This window comes from Paenibacillus etheri (assembly GCF_001012825.1).
Taxonomy (GTDB): Bacteria; Bacillota; Bacilli; order Paenibacillales; family Paenibacillaceae; genus Paenibacillus_AQ; species Paenibacillus_AQ etheri.
Map to the genome: position 1 here is coordinate 96,605 of NZ_LCZJ02000026.1, position 17,887 is coordinate 114,491.

Sequence of the window (17,887 nt, forward strand, 5' to 3'; positions counted from 1 at the left end):
AGTACGTTGAGTACATAACGTAGAGTATAGTAATTTTCTTGTAAACGCATTACAATATAGGTGTAATCAGCGATTAAGAGAGAAAGAAGGTATGCCCAGTATGTCAACTAAACGTAAACCACCAACTTTGCAGCAAAAGAAAGAAGAAGTTAACCGTAAAGCGCTAATGTGGATCGGCGTCAGTTTAACTTTACTAATTCTTCTAATCATCGTTCTGTTTATCGTTGCAGGAAACTAATTCAGCCAGTGGTATACTTTGTGGGGGTTGGTCTGATCATGCTTAGCAGTAGAGCTGAAGCGTTTAACCGGCACAAGCTGCTTTTCAGGCAGAACCCCTTTACTAATCAATACTTTTGTACCTTTAGGAATCAACGCGAATAGCTCCTCTACATCTTCTCGCCCCATTCGAATACATCCAAGAGATTCATCCTTACCAACACTATCAGGCTCATTCGTGCCATGAATAGCATAATTACTATCCGAAAGCTGAAGCCCTCTGCTGCCGAAATCCCCATCATCTCGGCCATTCGGATTGACTACTTTATCTGTAATGATGAAATTGCCCTCCGGTGTCTTATCTCCGCCAAGTCCTACTGCATAATTCCGCAAAATAATAGAACCGCTGACTACAGCCAATCTGTGATTTTGTTTATCCACAATGACTCTTAGCGGCTGATCAAAAAATGGAACGTCACTCGCATCACTTCCACTCACACTTAATGCTGTCGGTATACTTCTCACACCATCGTGAGTTGAGCTCGAAGGCTCCGCTGCGTCTTCTGTTCCCAGTGCCATTTTGTTCGTAGCCACCGCTTTAAGAGGGCTGAATTCCCGCTTCATGACGGTTGTCGTCCCACCAATCCAGTTCTCAGGAAATGATCCCGTCAAATCCGCTAATGTATCTGGAAGCATCCCTTTATCTTCTTGATAAGCCTGCATTGCACTCCAGAGTGTGGCAAGCTCCTCTTGGTCACCCTGCCATTCTACTGCATCCTTGGCGAGCTGCCCTTGCTCTGGCGGCTCACATGCACATGCCTTAGGATCGTAAGACTGGTATACCATCCGTCCCTTTCCATTCTTTTGCAGCGTGAAATTTAGCGGAAGCTTCTCTTTCCAGAACAGCCACTTTCCCTCTCGCCCCATCCCTAACGCAGCTGCTTCAAAAGGTTCTTTACGCATTAGCATTTTCGCCATTAACTTCCCTTGCGAAGCCGCAGCTGCATTCTCTTGCGCTGTATACATCACTTTTTCCGCCTCAATAACAGGCTCTTGGACGGAGTCTTTTTGATCTGGCGGATCTTTGACTTCTGAAGCTGTCTTGTCTTGAAGGACTTCTTGCTCTCCTTGCTCTCCTGTAACACCAATACCCGGAGCCACTGCTGAAGGTACCATTAACAGTATAAGAAGCATTAGCGCCAGTGATATGTATCTCAATCTTTGTTGGCCGCGTTCACGCTGGCGACTCGCTTGCAGCAATCCATCTTCGTATTCGCGTAGCATTTCAGCAGGTACCTTGCTATGCTCGAAAGCCTCATACACTTCACCAGCCTGATTGAAGCAATAATTAGCTTTTCCGTGTTGACCATTCTTATAGTATTCCTTCCCCAGCAAGTACCATGCCATTTTGTTATCTGGGTGCATCTGTACATATGCTTTGAGGTGCTGTGAGTTCTTCATCGGAACCTCCGAGAGTTTATAATTCCTACCTTATTAATATCGGTCAGACATAGCAAAAAAGACATCCCTGGCTGAACAAAATGTTCGCAGAAGATGTCTTTATGTGGTGTCGCACGTTACTCTTTATCGAGTAATTAACCTTCTTTGTTAAAAGGTTCGTCCGCAATTTTAATGGAATCGGTTGGGCAACCATCACAGGAATCTTGGAGATCATCAAACAAATCGTCCGGAATCGCTGTCACACCGCAGTTTTTGTCATTTTCGTAAATAACTTCTGCCAAACCTTCATCATCGTAATCAAAAATATCAGGAGCCGTTGCGCCACATGCACCACAAGCGATACAAGTGTCTTTTTCGACCCAAGTGTACTTAGCCATTTTTTCTCTGCCTCCCGTTAAGCAATGCTGCGCTGTTGAACTAGCGTCTTATTTTTCTCATATTAATATAAAAAGGATACAATTTCAATTGATTTTCAATACGTTTGCATTTCTGACGCATTCTATAGCATCAATTTCGACACGTCTTTTCAATCTTTATCTGACTCAACAGACAACAGATTATCCTTTTGCAGTGAGGTACCACGTTCCTTATGATTACGGAGCCTTGCAGAATGAGTATCACTTAACATCCCAGCAGTCAAAACCGCATTTTCGCCAAATTTATTGCGAAGCATATCCATGGCCTTAGTCAGTGACTCTTTCTTAGGCTGCCGTTCGTAATCGAACAAATCAAGCTGAATTGCAGAATCCTCTTTAGCAATCAATCCTTGCAAGGTCACACCAAGCAGCCGTACGGGCTTCTCGCCATTCCAATGTCGAACATACAGGTCACAGACTGACTTGTAGATATCCTCTCCACTCTCTGAGGGCGCCTCAAGCTGACGCGAACGAGTAATTGTCTTCATATCCGGCGTCCGAATGGTAAGCTGCACACCCGAAGCCACAAGCCCTTGCTTTCGCAAGCGCCGCGCTACCTGATCACTTAGATTCAGCAAAATGGGGCGTACCTCAGCAAGGCCAATAACATCCCGCGGCAGTGTAGTAGTGTGTCCGATCGACTTACTCTGCTCCCGCTCAGGATTTACTATCCCATGATCGATGCCATTACCTGCACGCTTTAGCCATGAGCCCATAACTCCAAAATTCTCAACCAGCATTTTCTCATCTGCCGCTGCTAACTGACCAATACTGTAAATACCCAGTTTACGAAGCTTTTCTGCTGTTTTCCCGCCAATGCCGAACATTTCATTACATGGCTTGTCCCATAAAATCTTAGGTACATCTCGCAACCGTAGTACTGATATGCCATTTGGCTTTTTTAAATCCGAGGCCATCTTCGCCAGCAGCTTATTTGGAGCAATACCAATGGAGCATGGCAAGCCCAATTCCTCCATTATACGGCGCTGAATGGTTTCCGCAATTTCCATCGGCGTACCGAATTGTCGAGAGCCGGTTATATCTAAGTAACATTCATCTATCGACACTGCTTCCAATAATGGTGTATAGCTATAAGCAATCTGCATAAACGCATTAGAATATTTGCGGTATAAATGGAAGTCCGGCTTAATAACGATAAGCGATGGACAAATACGAAGCGCCTTCTGAACCTGCATCCCCGTCGAGATCCCCAATCTGCGGGCGACATACGAACAAGTAACAATGATCCCTTTCCGTAATTCCACACTACCCGCAACCGCAGTAGCCTTACCTCTGAATTGGTCCGGATCCTCTGCCTCATGCACCGAGCAATAAAAAGCATTCATATCCACATGCAGGATGACCCTGCCACTCGTTGGATAATACTGATTAACATTATGCACAATATCTACCTTCTTATCCTCAGGGTCTCTATTGTCCAATTTAGAATACCTCTCCGCTGCGGTTAGGTCAACTTAAGAGGCTGTAAAGTTCTTTGTTACATTCCCGCGTAAAAATGCTATAATATATAAATTCATTTCCCTTGCCAATGCTTCCGATGTGAGTTTTGCACGAAGTGAATCCGGAAGACGAAGCTTACAAAACTTTTAGGAGGACACTCATGTCTAAGTCCATCTCCATCTTCGATACTACATTACGCGACGGCACCCAAGGTGAAGGCATCAGTCTGTCGGCTGACGACAAGCTGAAGATTGCCAAGAAGCTAGATGATCTGGGTGTGCACTATATTGAAGGTGGCATCCCGGGAAGCAACAATAAAGACATTGAATTTTTCAAAAGAGTCAAGGAGCTTCATCTGAACGCCAAAATCACAGCGTTCGGTAGCACACGGCGGAAGAATTCCTTGGCCGAAAACGATGACAATTTAAAACGCATGATTGATGCAGGGGTTCCTGCAGCTACACTCGTCGGAAAATCTTGGGATTTTCATGTACACACTGCATTACAGACTACACTTGAGGAGAATCTCGCCATGATTGGCGACTCCATATCCTACTTGAAACGCAAAGGCCTTGAAGTGATTTTTGATGCCGAGCATTTCTTTGATGGATACAAGAACAATCCTGAATATGCAGCAGCCGTTCTGTCCAAAGCCCAGGAAGCTGGAGCAGATTGGCTTGTAATGTGCGATACCAACGGTGGAACGTTACCATTTGAAATTCATGAGATTGTTACCGCGCTGAACCAGCAACTCCCTGGAGCAAATCTCGGAATTCATACTCACAATGACTGTGAGCTGGCGGTAGCTAATACCCTTAGCGCCATCGGTGCTGGAGCACGGCAAGTTCAAGGCACCATCAATGGTTACGGTGAACGGTGCGGCAACGCCAACCTATGTTCCATCATTCCTACCCTTCAGCTCAAAATGGGATACCACTGTATTCCTGGTGATTCTTTACCGCAGCTTACGAACACCGCACGTTATATTAGTGAAGTTGCCAATGTTAATCTGCCGGTAAACCAACCTTATGTCGGAAATGCGGCTTTCGCACACAAAGGTGGGATCCACGTCTCCGCTATCATGCGTGATTCACGGACCTATGAGCACATCGCTCCTGAGCTTGTTGGGAATAAACAACGTGTGCTGGTCTCTGAACTGGCTGGTCAGAGCAATGTGCTCTCCAAGGCGCAGGATATGGGTTTGAATTTGGACCCTAGCAGTGAGCAGGCTCGCCGGGTGATCGAAAAGATTAAAACGATGGAGCATCAAGGTTATCAATTTGAAGGTGCTGATGCCTCACTGGAGCTACTTCTTCGAGAAGCTACTGGCGAGATGAACGAAACCTTTACCTTTGAATCCTTCAAGATGTTAGTCGAAAAAACCGCAGAGCATCCAGTTGTATCTGAAGCCTTCGTGAAACTGAAAGTTGGCAACGAGAACCTCTATACCGCTGCTGAGGGTAATGGTCCAGTCAACGCACTCGATAACGCCCTTCGTAAAGCATTGCAGACCTACTTCCCGCAATTGAAAGATATGCATCTATCCGACTATAAAGTCCGTGTGATAGATGAACAGGATCAGACTGCAGCGAAGGTACGGGTATTGATTGAATCTAAGAACTTCACAGACACTTGGAGTACGGTTGGCGTCTCCGGTAACGTCATTGAAGCCAGCTGGGAAGCGCTTGTTGATAGTATGCGTTACGCACTTCTGAATCAACTCTCGATGGAAAATGAAAAGTCTGGCAGTAATGAACCTAGAGGCCTGATAAATCATTAATTCATACCTTTCATAAGCATCCATATGACGAAGAACCCCCTTCAACAGTTTAACTGTAGTGAAGGGGGCCTTTTATAATTCTTAGGTGTAGATCCTTTATGATTCAGTAAGCTTGATAATTTTTTTCTCCAGCTCTTCCGGACTAAGAATGCCCAGAATGATCTCTGAGATCACTCCATTCTTGTCAATAAGCACGTTGGTAGGAAATACAGCTCCGTTATATTTGCTGTACACCTCATCTTTCACATCAAACATAACCGGGAACACAAGACCGTATTTCTTGATGAAACGTTCTGCATTGGGTTTATAGTCCTGACTACTCACATTAATACCGTAAATATCTAGAGCATCCTTATACTTAGTGGCCATGGCGTTAAGCTCTGGGGCCTCCTCCTTGCAGGGATCACACCATGAAGCCCAGAAATTAACGAGAACTGCCTTCTCTCGTGGTCCGTCAACTACATAGGTAGTTCCGTCCGTTCCTTGGAGTGAAAACGAAGGAGCGAGCAATCCAGCCTTAGGTCCTATTTTCATTGGCGGCTCATCTTGTTGTCCGAAAACAGCGGCAGCCTCCGGCTCACGATTATGCCATACTGCAAATACGGCTACACATACAATAAGAATCACTATCGTGATATTCAATTTATTGACTGCTTTCATAGGGATCTGTTCCTTTTCGAATGGAATAGTTTTCTACTATTGTACCCTCATTAACTTCAATTTCAAACCATCCATTTTTTAGTCAAAAAGAAATATAAAGAATTATGTATAGCAAGAAACTTACACACATAATTTCATTCAAAAAAGAGGGTTTCGTCAGTGACGAAACCCTAATGAAGAGAGAGGGGCGAACAAATGGCAGCATTACAGGGAAATGTTCAGCCTATAAGACTGAAATATTCCGTACAGCAAGCACTGGGGAAGCACCTGCTGTCCAGTTATCCACATGAAGCATGTGGAGTTCTGCTGGGCGCTGCCGCAGCGGGTGGCATGCTCATCGATACTTACGTACCTATGCGCAACGTAGCGCCAGACCCGCTGCACACATTTACTCCCCACCCTGAAGAGTGGATTCATGTTCTTTACAATGAGCCGACACTCATCGGTTTATTTCATTCCCATCCACATTCAGAACCTATACCTTCAGTCGCTGATTATAAAGGACTAGCAGCACTAGGACCTGAATTTAAGGTCTACCTTATTGGTTCTCCCAGAACTGGGGATGGCTGCTCTCCATTTCTGAACGGATTCTATATTGAGCGGTATTCAAATGAACAAGGAAGACCTTTCCCTGAACTATCACAAGCCCCGCTTCACGTTCTACTTAAATAAGCATATAAATCGCCTAAGGTATCTACTTGGCCCCGCTCCGAGATTTCTCGAAGATAAGCTACCCACAGCTGGGCTGTCATTTTGGCATCTTCTAACGCATTGTGTCGTCCATGGATCGGAATTTCGTGGACATATAACAGCTCATCGAGCGTATAGTTAATTCGCTGCGGTTCGAGCCAACGTGCAAGCATCATCGTGTCTAGCACCCGGTGTGTAAGCTGAACTTTAGAAGTTTTCCATAGCGCAGCATTAAGAAAAGCTTTATCATGCGAGCTTGCATGTGCCACCAGCACATTTTGCCCGACAAAGGACATGAAATTATGAAGACCATCTATTAAGGAGGGGGCGGATTGTGTCATTTCTTCCGTTATCCCTGTTAACCTCGTAATATCATCTGGAATTGCAGTCTGACAATTTACCAAGGTATAAAAGCATTCATCTTCCTTAATTTCCTCTCCAACAACCTTAATTGCACCAAACGACATAATTTCATCCCCATGCTGATGAGAAAATCCCGTCGTCTCTAAATCAAATATAACCGTCTCCAATTCAGACAGCGGAGTACGTAGCACCTCAGGACGCCGCTTCTCACGCATGAGAGATCGGATATAGGCCATTTGCTGGGCAGTCTGATGAGCAGTTTCTCCCCCTCTCATCGAAGCGATTGCCGACGGCATTCCGCCTTGTCTCAGGTTATTCCAGAATCCTCCATTCTTGTTCGGCTCCTTCATGTTCGCCACCTTTCCGCTGAGCGGAGCTGACGCTGCAATGCCCGATGAAGGCGTCTAACAAGCAGCAGACTTTCACGCAACTCAGACAACAGCTGCTTATTCTTCAGTTCACTCTCAGCAATATAATCACTGCTGATTAACAAGCCATTCTGGACACTAAATGGCGTGTTCACTCGCATCCGTGTTGCCAACAAGAAAGCTCGCCGAATATCATCCAAATGTTGATATTTCTGAAGCCTTTCAAGCTCTTCAATTCGGTCTAAGGTCGAGCTAGCTCTAATACCATGCAATAACGATAAGCGTCTAACAAAGTTCACTAACGGGATATAGACTCCATACTTAATGTCAAATCCACCTGCGTAATCCCCAAAGCGTTCTGTCAACACCTGTCCCAGCAGATTTAAAGTCGCTTTATGCCGGACTGTATTACGAAGAACGGCCACAGACAACTCCTCATTGTCAATAAAACCTTCATAGAAAGACTCTTGCCACAACGATGATAACTCCGTACTTCCCGCAACATGGCGCATATCAGAAGAAATAATAAGATAACGGATAGGCTCCCATTCCAGCTGGGTTCTCCATTCTTTCAGCTGCACCATCCATTCAGATAATGTCTTCCGCCACATCTCTTGGGAACACATTATCTTACCTGCACATTTCTCATACCCTACTTCCTCAAGCAGATCGGATAACATCGTTCCAAAAAATTCAAAATACCTATTCTTCTCTCCATCTGCTTCACCCTCAACGATCAAACCATTATCCTGATCGCTCCACAGTGTAGCCTCCTGCCTCCCACTACTGCCAAACACAATAAAGGAATAAGCACAGGGAGGCGGGCCATAGCCCGCCTCTTTCATCTGCGCCTCACATATGAGTACTGCAGTCTGTGCAATAAGATCATGCATCGTATTCACACGGAACATCCATTCCTCAATTGGAATCACATTCAACTGTTCCAGAAGAATACTTTGGCAGGCAATTCGCCTCTCCCTAAGTTCCTGTGGCGAACCGGCTAAGACGATGGTTCTAAAGCTATCTTCATAATAATCATCTGTTAATTCCATCGAAGCCACACAGTCCGCCTCCCTATCTGAGGATTAATATTATTGTTTAAGGGTTTTGGATTCTGATTCTGCGATTAATTTCATTTGTTCAGGGTATCCGTAAGTACCATGCTCACTGATATCCAGACCCATCAATTCTTCTTCTTCCGTAACACGAAGTCCTGTAGTTACCTTCATTACATACAAGATGATGAAGGAAAGCACAGCTACGAATGCAAATGTTCCAACTACTCCTAACACTTGAACACCCAGTTGGTGGAAACCGCCACCGTAAAATAATCCAGCTTCCCCTACCAAACCGCCTTTAGCAATAAGATCCGGTGCTGCGAATAGACCTGTGGAAACCGCACCCCACATTCCCGCAATACCATGGACCGAGAAAGCATAGATCGGATCGTCAAGTCCTGCACGTTCCAGCCATTGGGAAGTCATGAATGTGAATGCACCAGCTACTAATCCAATAATAATCGCTGCCCATGGTTCAACATAAGCACATGCTCCAGTGATCGCAACCAGTGCAGCTAGAACGCCATTCAGCATTGCAGGAATATCAGATTTACCAAAATACAACCAAGAAGCAATCAACGCCGCCAAGCCGCCTGCTGCTGCTGCGATATTCGTGGTTAATGCTACGTGACCGAAGAAACCTCCCATTGGGGACAGAGCACTACCTGGATTGAATCCGAACCAACCAAACCAGAGGATAATCACACCGAGTACAGTGAATACTTGGTTATGACCTGGAATAATAACTGGTTTACCTTCTTTATTAAACTTACCAAGTCTTGGCTTAAGCAATATGGTAGCTACTACTGCTGCAGTCGCACCTGTAAGATGGACAACTGTAGAACCTGCATAATCTTGCATTCCCAGCTCAGCCAACCAACCGCCGCCCCATACCCAGTGCGCTACGACAGGATAAATTACGATTGAGAATAAAATTCCGAAAATAATGTACACACTGATCTTCGCACGTTCTGCCATGCCTCCAGATACGATAGCTAAGGAAACTGCTGCAAAGGCCATTTGGAACAAAAATTTAACATTTAAAGTAACATCAGAAAATACAAGTGATTCAAATGAAGATGCCGTTGAATCTCCGCCAAATAAGAAGCCTGTAGTACCGAAGAAGCCATTACCATTACCGAAGCCAAGTCCAAAGCCAACGGCCCAGAAACAAACACTCGCAATGGCTAGTGTCAGTACCGTCTTACCGGCTACGTGACCCGCATTCTTCATTCGAACTGAACCTGCTTCAAGCATCGCGAACCCTGCTTGCATAAAGAAGACTAAGATGAATGCCAAGAAGGTAAACGCTGTGTCCAGCCCGACCTGCAAATCTGCGTTTGTCGGACCATCCGCCGCAAAAGCACTTACCGGATAAACCATCAGCGTAATCATGGCTAGTAACATCATCAACCATTTCTTTTTCATTTTTACCCCACTCCCCCAATGTTATATTTTCTAACAAAGCGTGAAACTCTTAATGTCATTATAATCAGAAGTCAGGTAAATTGACAAGACTATTTTGGAGAATGTTTTTAATTTATTTTCATTAAGCTCACAAAATATCCTTAGTACACTTGGACTATCTAAGTATCTCAGACCTATTCAGCTATAGATTCATTGAAATAACTACGTGAACACACACTCTAATATTACTTTTTATAGAATTTTCTTTATTAAACACCCACGAAAACATAACAACAGATGTCATGTTTGTGGTCGGACTATACTTATGATCATAATCGGTTCAAATTTGATATCACGGGGAGTTTGAGTGTATTTTGAATTAACCTCTCTTTAATGCATATACTTTATGAAAGTATGACGTTTGACTGTATGGTTTCCAGTTTGTTATCATTACAGATAGCATAATAGAAACCACCAATATAGGAGACGACTACCTTTATGGTCAGTCGAATTCGATTAGTGAGGCGAGGTAGCATGGGGATATGATTCTATATCGAATCGGAGAATTAGCTAAGGCTGCTCACATCAGTGAGCGTACCATTGATTATTACACGAAATTGGGATTAATCTCCCCAGAGTCAAGAAGCACCAAAAATTACCGACTATACAGTCATGAAACCTTGGTCGCCTTAGAACGTATTAATCAATTAAAGCATGACAAGTATTCATTGGAAGAAATCAAATCCATGATGAGCAAATGGAGCGAGGCTACTCCTGAAACTGACGTATCTGATAAATTGGTCGAGCTAGAGCAGCATATGCAACGACTAGAACGTGAAGTAAAGGCACTTGAACCAATTATAAGCGGTCTGAAGCCTGGACAGGCCAGACGCGCGCTCTCTAACCTACTCCCTCAAGGAGTGGCCTGCATGGAGGCGATTCGGCTTCTATTGCTTACGCAAGGACCGCCAATGTAAATACCATATTTACAATACAGTGGAGGAATGCAGCTATGGGAATGTATCTATTGGTAATTATCGCCTTTATTTTTTCATTATGGGCTCAGTTCAGAGTTAAAGGGACATTCAGCAAATGGTCCAAGGTGGCGAACCTAAACGGCCTGACAGGATATGAAGCAGCTAGACGCATGCTCGACGCAAACGGACTTCACGATGTTCCGATCGAGCCTGTAAGAGGCACGCTTTCTGACCATTATGATCCGATTCACAGAGTTGTACGCTTATCGGAACCTGTATATTATGAGAGTTCTATCGCAGCAGTCTCCGTCGCTTGCCACGAAGTGGGTCACGCCATTCAGCATAAAGTAAGTTATCCTATGTTAACACTACGTCACCGGATGTTCCCAGTAGTTAATTTTGCATCAGGTATAGCACCATTCATGCTTATGGCAGGATTCATATTCGGTTACTTTAATCTTATAGGCCTTGGTATCATCTTCTTCTCGGCCGCTGTTGCCTTCCAGCTTGTGACACTGCCAGTTGAATTCAATGCCAGCAACCGGGCACGCCAAGTCATGGTAGAGCAAGGCTACATTCGTAACGAAGAGGAACGCGGAGTAGCCAAAGTCCTAAATGCAGCTGCACTAACATACGTTGCCGCAGCGTTAGTATCCTTACTCGAACTGCTTCGTTTGATTACCGTCTTTTTAGGTAACCGCGACTAATACAAATCACAGTACAAAAAGAAACCCCGGAAGGCTAAGAGCCAACCGGGGTATTGTTTTGTCTAGCTTTAAAATAAGATATCAAAAAAGTCCTAAATGAACGCGCAACCAGCGGCAGCTTACTATCTGTTCGGTAAATCAAGCCAACCGTCCGTGTCACAGCAGGCTCCACAACCCTTACCTGAGCCGGCTGGAGAGGATTCGTCTGATAGAACGCCATCTCCGGAAGAAGGCTTACACCCATTCCTGCCGCCACTAAACCACGAATAGTATCGGTCTCCCCGCCTTCGAATGCAATCTGTGGTTGGAATCCCGCCTGCAAGCATGCTTGCCAAACGATCGGTCTCAGAGAATAACCTTGACTGAACAGAACAAACTTTTCTTTTTGAAGCTGTTCCAATCTAATCTCAGATTCTCCTGCCAACCGATGATTCTGAGGAAGGATCGCAAATAACTCTTCAGTCATAACAATATCCCCAGAGACATGCTCATCATTTTCCGGAAAAGGTGAAATAAATGTTAAATCTACCTCACCTGATAATACATCCTTTATTAAAGATGGGTAAGACCCTTGCTTAAAACGAAACTTAACATGGGGATAATGCTGGCGGAATTCTGCAACAATCGTCGGAATAAGATGCGTTCCGAGACTGTGAGGAAATCCGATTCGAATCTCCCCACGTTCCGGATCCAGAAATTCATGCACTTCATTTACCGAATGCTCCAATTCCTTAAGGATACTATCCACCCGCTTGCAAAAGAGCTGTCCAACTGGCGTAAGCTGCAAATTACGCCCTTTTTGCATGAACAAGTCAACCCCAAGCTCTTGCTCTAATTGATGAATTTGACGGCTTACCGCAGACTGCGCTACATGAAGTTCCTCCGCCGCTCTTGTTACATGTTCTTTTTGGGCTACCTTTAGAAAATATTGCAGCTGTCTTAGCTCCACTCCATCATCGCCCCTGTCTTAGGCTTTTATTAAATAAACGAATAATAAGTCCATATAGGAAAAAGCCAGAAACCAAACCTCCGATATGCGCAACCCAATTCACATTTGGTGTTGCAAACGACATAATGATCCCGATTACAAGCAATCCGTATAATGTCTTTCGTGAGCCTTCATCCATCATCGCCCGTTGAATAACAGCAATGTATAAAAATGCGCCATAGACGGCGTAAATTGCTCCAGAAGCACCAACCGAGACTGTACCTACCTCTAATATTGAGCGACTGCTGACAGCAATCGTTAGAACGTTCGCAACAATCCCGCCTACCACATAAAGAATTGCATATCGCCACCAGCCAAGCAGGCGCTCCAGAGGCGGTGCAAATACCAGCAGAGCGAAGCTATTAAAGAATAGATGGGAAAACCCATTATGTAAAAAAATAGCCGCTACATAGCGCCATAGTTCCTCTTTATACGGACTAACATCAACTATAGCACCAAAATCAACAAGTGTTTGAATGTTGGTAGATCCTCCATTAAACGTCATGAGGATAAACATAATTACGTTAGCCACAATGAGAAGACATGTTACCGGGTAATACCGGAGATAACTTTTCCAATTTTCATACCGAATAAATATCATTACACCCATCCCTTTACATTTATATCTTGCCCTGTTGGACATCTCCCTGTAAATAAGATTATAATTTATTGTGGCAGTAAGAGCCAATATTACAATTCGAGGAGGAAAACAAGGATATGACGCAAGAAAGAACAGGCGTAGCTACTTTCAAAAGCAGCCCCATCACTCTCGTAGGACCCAAGCTTACAGCTGGTGATCCCGCTCCTGATTTTGTTCTTAGTAAGAATCTACTGGAAGAAGTGTCTCTTAGTGATTATGCCGGTAAAATCAAGCTGATCAGTGTTGTACCTTCTCTAGATACTGGTGTATGCGATGCACAGACCCGCCGGTTCAATAGCGAAGCTGCAGAGCTAGGTGACGATGTAGTTATCCTTACGGTAAGTATGGACCTACCATTTGCTCAAGCCCGCTGGTGCGGCGCTGCAGGAATCGATCGCGTAATCACACTATCGGATCACAAAGCAGCCTCATTCGGACAAGCTTATGGCGTACTAATCAAAGAATTCCGGTTAGATATGCGTTCTATTTTTGTACTAGACAAGAACAACACACTCACCTATGTTGAATATTTGAGTGAAATGACCGAGCACCCTAATTATGAAGATGCTATAGCTGCTGTGAAGAGTCTGCTCTAATTCTCTAGAACAGTAAGTTAGCGGCCATTTTCGACAATACTTACTTATCACTGCAAGCATAAGTGCCTTTGTCGTCCTTAAAAGGGACGACAAGCGTTTATGCGAGAAATATAAGACATAAGGTATAGGTGTAAAACTTATACTTTCTTATATTTTGAAAAAAGCGGAAGAAGGTCCATCCTTCTCCCGCTTTTTTTTGTAATAGAAAGATTTATCGATAACATCCAGAGCAGCCATCGTATGCGTAAACGCATTCATACTATCCCTAAGTAAGAAGATTTTGTATGGATCTCTGAAAATTAGTCTGCTTTGTATTTTCCTAATTTTTTGTCCAAAGACGCATACAACCGCTGAATAACACGGTAATTAGCACCCAGATCACCTAGCGACCCTCTTGATGCAGAATACATATCTACGCCACAACGTACGGGTGTGGTATTAAGTACTGAGACAGTAATGTCCAGCGTACGGCCAAATGCCGTTCTCTTCTCCAGAGTAATCTCACCTACTGACTCCACCTCATGAAGCACCTTAAATCCAGGAATCTTCTTAAGCGTTGATGAAACTTCCTCCCAAGCTTTGTCTTTCGTAAGACTGTAATAACGCGTTTTTAATGTCGGATCTTTTGCGCGGTCGCTTGTTCCATCATGACTGCGGAATAAACCAACCAAGGTTCTTTTTAACGACAAAATTCTTCCCCCTCTACAAATCCCAAGTTCATTATTCTAAGTGTAACACTCTTGTCTCAGGAACAAAAGGGTATTACTCACTTTATCCTTGTTCCAGACATACAAAAAAGCGCCCGCTCCCAACTTTCGCGGGAAACAGGGCGCTTGGCTTAAACAAGAGAAAAACCCGCTTATGCCGTCCGGCTACAGTGTCTTCTGAACCTGCTAGAGCAGGTGGGTGACCGCAGAAAACGTTTTTGAATTCCCCAGGTCATATAGACAGGGCTGTTCAGCTGCGCTTCGTGTAGATCTCCCAAGACATTATCATTGGTTCAAAACAACGAGCAACCGTAACGAACATCGCAGGATTTGTTATTATTATATTGCGTTTTAACGAAAAAGTAAACCTGTATGCGCTTTATTTTACACTGGAATTAAATTACTGACGATTTCCGAGTGCTTATTACTTGTCTTTATTAAATCCGTTTTAAATTTTTACCCTCAGTATTCTCTTCATAGTCATCGTCGTCATCATCATCGTCATCCATTTGATTGTTCAACGCAGCTTCTCGCTCTTCTTCCTCTTTCAGCTTCTTCTGCTCCACCTGCAATTGCAGTTTATTATAGGTAGCATAGAAGTTAAAGAAAGCAGCCATCGCAATCAGCGACGGAATACAGATAATATACAGCACTGGATATCTCAGGCCAATATAAGCAAGAACTCCCGCTGCAATCAATGTTGAGAACACACGAATTGGACGTGCTATAGTCAGCAATATTGAGTTAGTCATCACTTGCTTAAAGCTCATTTGATAATGAACAACAATTGAGAAGAAGTTAAACATGGACACCGACAAAATGATCATGAGCACCAACATCAAAATACCAACAATTCTAAAGTTAGGCATTTGTGTCATGTAAACCGTTACATCGACGTACATAATAACGAACATCAATGTATAGATAACTCCCCCGAGCATACTTTTCAAATAATTCTCTTTATACCCCTGAAAAAATGTACGAAAAGTTCCTACATCCGTATTCCCCATAACCCATTTACGTACTACGGTAAACAAAGCCGCCGAAGCAGGAAATACTGTGAATGGTGCCAGAATCCCCATAGCCCAGTTCAAAGTGAGCTGTTCATTAACTCCACCCGAACTTGTCCCTAGCATAAGTATTTTCATCAATCCAAAAAATAAAAACGGGGCGGAACATAGTGCCCATAAGATATTACTAGCTGCGATACGTGTAATCCATTCCGTGATGCGGTATAAGCCGCCCATTGCTCCTTTAAACTCCAATTCCCTTCCTCCTCTGTCTCTTGCATACTGCTTAACTTAACTATACCTCATTTGACCTCCTCTTTTCCATAGCCCAACTTTCAGAATTCTAGGTCATCGTCTATACATCAAGTTTATAAAGTCCATATATTGGGATTGTAAGCATAAGAATTACCAAAATCACCACATTCTAAAGGAGGTTATTGTATGTCCTCACCTGTTGGCTTCGGCTGCTGGACTTCCACCGGCACGATCCTCGTATTGTTTATTCTTCTCGTTATCATCACTCGTACTTTCGTATAAATAAGCGCTCATTCAATAAACATCCTAATATTTCAGCAAAAAAAGACGAGAACCGCTATTCGGCATCTCGTCTTCTTTGTATTTTTTTGATAAATCATCACCCTAGGGGTTCAGATCAAGTATTAGTTATCGAAATCTTCACGTTTTGCAGGACGTGTGCTTGTGCTACTTGGGCGAGTAGATGGTTTGCGGTCCGCACTGCGGTTCGCTCCACCATCACGGCTTGCTGCGCCATCACGGTTGCCTTTATAGCCACCGCCATAACCGCCACTGCCGCTACCATAATTACTGCCACCGCTGCTGTAGCCACCACGACTACCGCCACCGTTGTTGTCACGGTTTCCACGGTATCCACCGGAACTGCCACCGGAAGTACCACGGTTTCCGCCGTAGCCACCATTAGGTTTGCGGCCACTGCGAATGTCGTTCTTACCACCACGACGTTTAGCACGGATTGGATCTTCAGGAGTCAATTCAATTGCAGAATCCTTCTTATCGCCAGTCAGAAGTTTCATTGCAGCCGACAGCAATTGAACGGAATCATATTGCTCAAGCAATTGAATAGAAATACCTTTGTACTCGTTCAATTCACCGCTCTCAACCATCTCAAGCAAACGTTCAGCTGTTACGCGTTGTTTTCCTTCAATAGCCTCAGCCATAGTCGGCAATGGTTTACGAGTAATACGGTGACGTGTAACGCGTTCGATCAAATGCAGGTGATCCATTTCGCGAGGAGTAACGAAAGACCAAGCTGTACCTTCTTTACCAGCGCGACCAGTACGACCAATACGGTGTACATAGCTTTCCGGATCTTGCGGCAAGTCAAAGTTAATTACATGAGTAACACCGGATACGTCCAAACCGCGAGCCGCTACATCAGTAGCTACCAGCACATCAATGCTGCCATCACGGAATTTACGCATTACAGCATCACGTTGATTCTGAGACAGGTCACCATGCAATCCATCAGCAGAGTATCCACGTTTTTGTAAAGCTTCTGCAAGCTCATCAACCCGGCGTTTCGTACGTCCGAACACGATTGCAAGCTCAGGAGATTCCATATCAATCAAACGACTAAGTGCTTCGAACTTTTGACGTTCAGGTACTTCAACATATGCTTGATCAATCAGCGGAGCACTGATTTGTTTCGGAATAACGGAGACATGTTGCGGGTTGTTCAGGAATTGCTGTGCAAGACGTTGAATGTTTGGAGGCATTGTAGCCGAGAACAACATAGTTTGACGCTCTTCAGGAACGAGCTTGAGGATGGTCTGAATATCTTCCATAAAGCCCATATCCAGCATTTCATCTGCTTCATCCAATACAACAGTTTGAACATCATCCAAACGAATGGTTTTACGGTTGATATGGTCAAGCAAACGACCTGGTGTACCAATAATAATTTGTGGTTTCTTCTTAAGACCACGAATTTGGCGACCAATATCTTGTCCACCATAGATTGCCAACGAACGAAGACCTTTAAAACGGCTTAGCTTTCCGATTTCTTCTGATACTTGAATGGCCAACTCACGTGTTGGTGCCATAATAAGCGCCAGAATTTTTTCGTCTTCGCGATTAATCTTTGAAATGAGAGGGATACCAAAAGCAGCAGTCTTACCAGTACCAGTCTGTGCTTGACCGATCAGATCCGACCCAGTCAATGCCAATGGAATTGACTGCTCCTGTATCGGTGTTGCCTCCTCAAATCCTAACTCTGTGATTGCTTGTAGCACTTTCGGCTCCAAGCCAAATTCTGCAAATGTTTTCAAATTATTCATGCTCCTTCTATACAGTGGACATTCCACATGCTTGTCTGTATTCTTAAGTAGCGGTAAACACATTTAT

The 17,887-nt window shown here is 44.1% G+C and carries 19 protein-coding genes and 1 other RNA gene; 7 read left to right on the forward strand and 13 right to left on the reverse strand.

All coding sequences use genetic code 11. The annotated features are described in order from the left end of the window. The first annotated feature begins 100 nt into the window (after positions 1-100). On the forward strand, positions 101-238 hold the full coding sequence (locus tag UQ64_RS31300; protein ID WP_167348489.1) for a hypothetical protein: 138 nt from the start codon (positions 101-103) through the stop codon (positions 236-238). On the opposite strand, the gene UQ64_RS15535 is transcribed toward UQ64_RS31300, so the two are convergent. The 3 genes from UQ64_RS15535 to UQ64_RS15545 all read right to left on the reverse strand — a co-directional run bounded on the left by UQ64_RS15535 (position 235) and on the right by UQ64_RS15545 (position 3,535). After that, positions 235-1,677: a L,D-transpeptidase family protein gene (locus UQ64_RS15535; RefSeq protein WP_060624366.1), complete on the reverse strand. Its 1,443-nt coding sequence runs from the start codon at positions 1,675-1,677 to the stop codon at positions 235-237. The two genes, UQ64_RS31300 and UQ64_RS15535, sit on opposite strands and share 4 nt — an antisense overlap. Before the next feature lie 134 nt (positions 1,678-1,811). Beyond that, the gene (locus tag UQ64_RS15540; RefSeq protein ID WP_060624367.1) at positions 1,812-2,054 is read right to left on the reverse strand and encodes a ferredoxin; all 243 of its coding nucleotides are present in this window, start codon (positions 2,052-2,054) and stop codon (positions 1,812-1,814) included. Positions 2,055-2,203: 149 nt separating this feature from the next. Continuing rightward, positions 2,204-3,535 carry a DNA polymerase IV gene (locus tag UQ64_RS15545; RefSeq protein ID WP_425339597.1) on the reverse strand — a complete coding sequence of 444 codons (1,332 nt, stop codon included), beginning with the start codon at positions 3,533-3,535 and terminating at the stop codon, positions 2,204-2,206. 179 nt (positions 3,536-3,714) lie between these two features. Here UQ64_RS15545 and cimA point away from each other — a divergent pair, with 179 nt between their 5' ends. Beyond that, positions 3,715-5,334 (forward strand): citramalate synthase, encoded by a 1,620-nt coding sequence (gene cimA, locus UQ64_RS15550; RefSeq protein WP_060624368.1) that lies wholly within the window; start codon positions 3,715-3,717, stop codon positions 5,332-5,334. A gap of 96 nt (positions 5,335-5,430) precedes the next feature. On the opposite strand, the gene UQ64_RS15555 is transcribed toward cimA, so the two are convergent. After that, the gene (locus tag UQ64_RS15555) at positions 5,431-5,994 is read right to left on the reverse strand and encodes a TlpA family protein disulfide reductase (RefSeq protein WP_060624369.1); all 564 of its coding nucleotides are present in this window, start codon (positions 5,992-5,994) and stop codon (positions 5,431-5,433) included. A gap of 195 nt (positions 5,995-6,189) precedes the next feature. Here UQ64_RS15555 and UQ64_RS15560 point away from each other — a divergent pair, with 195 nt between their 5' ends. Beyond that, complete coding sequence (locus UQ64_RS15560; RefSeq protein WP_060624370.1) at positions 6,190-6,666, forward strand: M67 family metallopeptidase; 477 nt, start codon at positions 6,190-6,192, stop codon at positions 6,664-6,666. On the opposite strand, the gene UQ64_RS15565 is transcribed toward UQ64_RS15560, so the two are convergent. Genes UQ64_RS15565 through UQ64_RS15575 form a run of 3 tightly spaced genes read right to left on the reverse strand, consistent with a single transcriptional unit; the run spans position 6,648 to position 9,901 of the window. Continuing rightward, positions 6,648-7,397: an exonuclease domain-containing protein gene (locus UQ64_RS15565; protein WP_060624371.1), complete on the reverse strand. Its 750-nt coding sequence runs from the start codon at positions 7,395-7,397 to the stop codon at positions 6,648-6,650. The genes UQ64_RS15560 and UQ64_RS15565 overlap by 19 nt on opposite strands. Continuing rightward, positions 7,394-8,467 (reverse strand): DUF294 nucleotidyltransferase-like domain-containing protein, encoded by a 1,074-nt coding sequence (locus UQ64_RS15570; protein WP_060624752.1) that lies wholly within the window; start codon positions 8,465-8,467, stop codon positions 7,394-7,396. Before UQ64_RS15570 ends, UQ64_RS15565 begins: the two co-directional genes overlap by 4 nt. A 39-nt stretch (positions 8,468-8,506) precedes the next feature. Then, positions 8,507-9,901 carry an ammonium transporter gene (locus UQ64_RS15575; protein ID WP_060624372.1) on the reverse strand — a complete coding sequence of 465 codons (1,395 nt, stop codon included), beginning with the start codon at positions 9,899-9,901 and terminating at the stop codon, positions 8,507-8,509. Positions 9,902-10,422: 521 nt separating this feature from the next. Between UQ64_RS15575 and UQ64_RS15580 the strand changes: the two genes are divergently transcribed. Beyond that, positions 10,423-10,857 carry a MerR family transcriptional regulator gene (locus UQ64_RS15580; protein WP_060624373.1) on the forward strand — a complete coding sequence of 145 codons (435 nt, stop codon included), beginning with the start codon at positions 10,423-10,425 and terminating at the stop codon, positions 10,855-10,857. Positions 10,858-10,892: 35 nt separating this feature from the next. Continuing rightward, a complete protein-coding gene (locus tag UQ64_RS15585; protein ID WP_060624374.1) occupies positions 10,893-11,564 on the forward strand; it encodes a zinc metallopeptidase in 672 nt (223 codons plus the stop codon). Between the two features lie 34 nt (positions 11,565-11,598). Here UQ64_RS15585 and gltC read toward each other — a convergent pair whose 3' ends face one another. Beyond that, the gene (gene gltC, locus UQ64_RS15590) at positions 11,599-12,513 is read right to left on the reverse strand and encodes a glutamate biosynthesis transcriptional regulator GltC (protein ID WP_060624375.1); all 915 of its coding nucleotides are present in this window, start codon (positions 12,511-12,513) and stop codon (positions 11,599-11,601) included. Positions 12,514-12,517: 4 nt separating this feature from the next. Beyond that, on the reverse strand, positions 12,518-13,153 hold the full coding sequence (locus UQ64_RS15595; protein WP_060624754.1) for a rhomboid family intramembrane serine protease: 636 nt from the start codon (positions 13,151-13,153) through the stop codon (positions 12,518-12,520). A gap of 116 nt (positions 13,154-13,269) precedes the next feature. Between UQ64_RS15595 and tpx the strand changes: the two genes are divergently transcribed. After that, positions 13,270-13,788: a thiol peroxidase gene (gene tpx / locus UQ64_RS15600; protein WP_042186841.1), complete on the forward strand. Its 519-nt coding sequence runs from the start codon at positions 13,270-13,272 to the stop codon at positions 13,786-13,788. A 299-nt stretch (positions 13,789-14,087) separates the two neighbouring features. On the opposite strand, the gene UQ64_RS15605 is transcribed toward tpx, so the two are convergent. The 3 genes from UQ64_RS15605 to UQ64_RS15615 form a co-directional block, all read right to left on the reverse strand. Beyond that, on the reverse strand, positions 14,088-14,477 hold the full coding sequence (locus tag UQ64_RS15605) for a DUF1499 domain-containing protein (protein ID WP_060624376.1): 390 nt from the start codon (positions 14,475-14,477) through the stop codon (positions 14,088-14,090). Between the two features lie 159 nt (positions 14,478-14,636). Next, a non-coding RNA gene (ssrS, locus tag UQ64_RS15610) (6S RNA) lies at positions 14,637-14,828 on the reverse strand. A gap of 104 nt (positions 14,829-14,932) precedes the next feature. Beyond that, positions 14,933-15,760: a YesL family protein gene (locus UQ64_RS15615; protein ID WP_060624377.1), complete on the reverse strand. Its 828-nt coding sequence runs from the start codon at positions 15,758-15,760 to the stop codon at positions 14,933-14,935. Positions 15,761-15,946: 186 nt separating this feature from the next. Between UQ64_RS15615 and UQ64_RS32185 the strand changes: the two genes are divergently transcribed. Further along, a complete protein-coding gene (locus UQ64_RS32185; RefSeq protein WP_245238009.1) occupies positions 15,947-16,042 on the forward strand; it encodes a YjcZ family sporulation protein in 96 nt (31 codons plus the stop codon). Between the two features lie 122 nt (positions 16,043-16,164). On the opposite strand, the gene cshA is transcribed toward UQ64_RS32185, so the two are convergent. Then, on the reverse strand, positions 16,165-17,811 hold the full coding sequence (cshA, locus tag UQ64_RS15620; protein WP_060624378.1) for a degradosome RNA helicase CshA: 1,647 nt from the start codon (positions 17,809-17,811) through the stop codon (positions 16,165-16,167). Positions 17,812-17,887: the final 76 nt, after the last annotated feature.

Excerpts from the sequence above, each read along its gene's own strand:
- UQ64_RS31300 (WP_167348489.1), top strand. The coding sequence starts at position 101 with ATGTCAACTAAACGTAAACCACCAACTTTGCAGCAAAAGAAAGAAGAA.
- UQ64_RS15535 (WP_060624366.1), bottom strand. The coding sequence starts at position 1,677 with ATGAAGAACTCACAGCACCTCAAAGCATATGTACAGATGCACCCAGAT.
- UQ64_RS15560 (WP_060624370.1), top strand. The coding sequence starts at position 6,190 with ATGGCAGCATTACAGGGAAATGTTCAGCCTATAAGACTGAAATATTCC.
- UQ64_RS15580 (WP_060624373.1), top strand. The coding sequence starts at position 10,423 with ATGATTCTATATCGAATCGGAGAATTAGCTAAGGCTGCTCACATCAGT.
- UQ64_RS15575 (WP_060624372.1), bottom strand. The coding sequence starts at position 9,901 with ATGAAAAAGAAATGGTTGATGATGTTACTAGCCATGATTACGCTGATG.
- UQ64_RS15570 (WP_060624752.1), bottom strand. The coding sequence starts at position 8,467 with ATGGAATTAACAGATGATTATTATGAAGATAGCTTTAGAACCATCGTC.
- UQ64_RS15540 (WP_060624367.1), bottom strand. The coding sequence starts at position 2,054 with ATGGCTAAGTACACTTGGGTCGAAAAAGACACTTGTATCGCTTGTGGT.
- UQ64_RS15585 (WP_060624374.1), top strand. The coding sequence starts at position 10,893 with ATGGGAATGTATCTATTGGTAATTATCGCCTTTATTTTTTCATTATGG.
- tpx (WP_042186841.1), top strand. The coding sequence starts at position 13,270 with ATGACGCAAGAAAGAACAGGCGTAGCTACTTTCAAAAGCAGCCCCATC.
- UQ64_RS32185 (WP_245238009.1), top strand. The coding sequence starts at position 15,947 with ATGTCCTCACCTGTTGGCTTCGGCTGCTGGACTTCCACCGGCACGATC.
- UQ64_RS15555 (WP_060624369.1), bottom strand. The coding sequence starts at position 5,994 with ATGAAAGCAGTCAATAAATTGAATATCACGATAGTGATTCTTATTGTA.
- cimA (WP_060624368.1), top strand. The coding sequence starts at position 3,715 with ATGTCTAAGTCCATCTCCATCTTCGATACTACATTACGCGACGGCACC.
- UQ64_RS15595 (WP_060624754.1), bottom strand. The coding sequence starts at position 13,153 with ATGATATTTATTCGGTATGAAAATTGGAAAAGTTATCTCCGGTATTAC.
- UQ64_RS15565 (WP_060624371.1), bottom strand. The coding sequence starts at position 7,397 with ATGAAGGAGCCGAACAAGAATGGAGGATTCTGGAATAACCTGAGACAA.